Here is a 1,314-nt window from a genome sequence, read left to right as displayed (position 1 = left end):
TGCATCCTCGAAGTTCGTTGTCTGAGCGGCAGCGGGAGGCTGCTGTCGCCTTGTTCGAGGCCGGGTTCGGCGAGGACGCCGCGGCGACCCGGTTGGGCGTGCCGCGGACGGCGGTGCGACGCTTGCGTGATCGTTGGAAGGTGCGAGGCGCGGGAGCGCTGATGATGGAGCCGGGCAAGCGGTCGTTCACGTTTGAGTTCAAGCTCGAGGTCGTGCGCCGGTTGATCAGTGGTGAGGCGACCGCGATCGAACTGACACGTGAGCATGGTCTGTCGTCGCCGAAGCTGGTGGAGAACTGGGTTGGTCTGTACCGGCGTGAGGGCGAGGACGCGTTGCGGCCCAAGCCGAAAGGCCGACCGGCCACCCCCGCCGGCACCGGCGGGCTCAGTGAGCTGGAACGGCTGCGGGCAGAGAACCTGGAGCTGTCGGCGAAAGTGGCCTATCTGGAAAAACTGCGGGCCTTGAAGGAGCAGGGGCGAGGCTGAGAAGCCAGGTCATCGCCACCCTCAAGGCCGAGTATCCGCTCGCGCTACTACTCAAGACCGCGGGCCTGGCGCGCTCAACGTTCTTTTACCACCAGGCCAGGTTCACCCGGCCTGATCCGTATGCCGAGCTCAAGATCGAGATCGCCGGCGCGTTCGCGGCGGCCCACGGCCGTTACGGGCATCGACGTGTGCACGCGGTGCTGGCCCGCCAGGGCCGGCAGGTGGCCAAGAAGACCGTGCTGAAGCTGATGAACTCCCTCGGCCTGGCGTGCAAGGTCCGACGTCCGCGGAAGTACCGGTCCTGGGGCGAGCAGATCGCGACGACTGCCGCGAACGTGCTCGGCCGTGAGTTCGGAGCGTCCGCGCCGAACACGAAATGGGTCACCGACGTGACCGAGTTCCGTGTCGGAGACCGCAAGGTTTACTTATCGCCGGTGATCGACTTGTTCGATCGGTCCGTGGTCGCCTACAGCCACGGACCGTCACCGTCACTGGAACTGACGAACTCCTCGCTGCGCCAGGCGATCGCGACCCTGCCCGCCGCAACCGCGCCTCTGGTGCACTCCGATCAGGGCTTCCAGTACCAGCACACCACCTGGCGCAGGCTGCTGGCCGACGCTGGCCTGACCCAGTCGATGTCGCGGCGAGGCAACTGCCTGGACAATTCCATCGCCGAGAACTTCTTCGGCCATCTGAAAGAAGAGTTGTTCCACCACAACAAGTTCGACACCGTCACGGAGTTCACCGCGGCGCTCGACGACTACATCGACTGGTACAACACCACCCGAATCTCCACCACGCTCAAGGGCCTGAGCCCGGTCGAATACCG

At 65.3% G+C, this 1,314-nt stretch carries 2 protein-coding genes; both read left to right on the top strand.

What is annotated here, in order from left to right:
• Nucleotides 1–17: 17 nt before the first annotated feature.
• On the top strand, nucleotides 18–485 hold the full coding sequence (locus tag IEY88_RS44970; RefSeq protein WP_229694366.1) for a helix-turn-helix domain-containing protein: 468 nt from the start codon (nucleotides 18–20) through the stop codon (nucleotides 483–485).
• Nucleotides 482–1,314, top strand: an 833-nt coding sequence (locus IEY88_RS43885; protein ID WP_308426078.1) for an IS3 family transposase, incomplete at its 3' end; no start/stop codon positions are given. The genes IEY88_RS44970 and IEY88_RS43885, both read left to right, overlap by 4 nt.

It is taken from the genome of Lentzea pudingi, from assembly GCF_014646255.1.
In the GTDB taxonomy this organism is placed as follows: domain Bacteria; phylum Actinomycetota; class Actinomycetes; order Mycobacteriales; family Pseudonocardiaceae; genus Lentzea; species Lentzea pudingi.
Note: the sequence above shows the minus strand (reverse complement) of the source record. Positions and strands in the feature narration are given on the sequence as shown.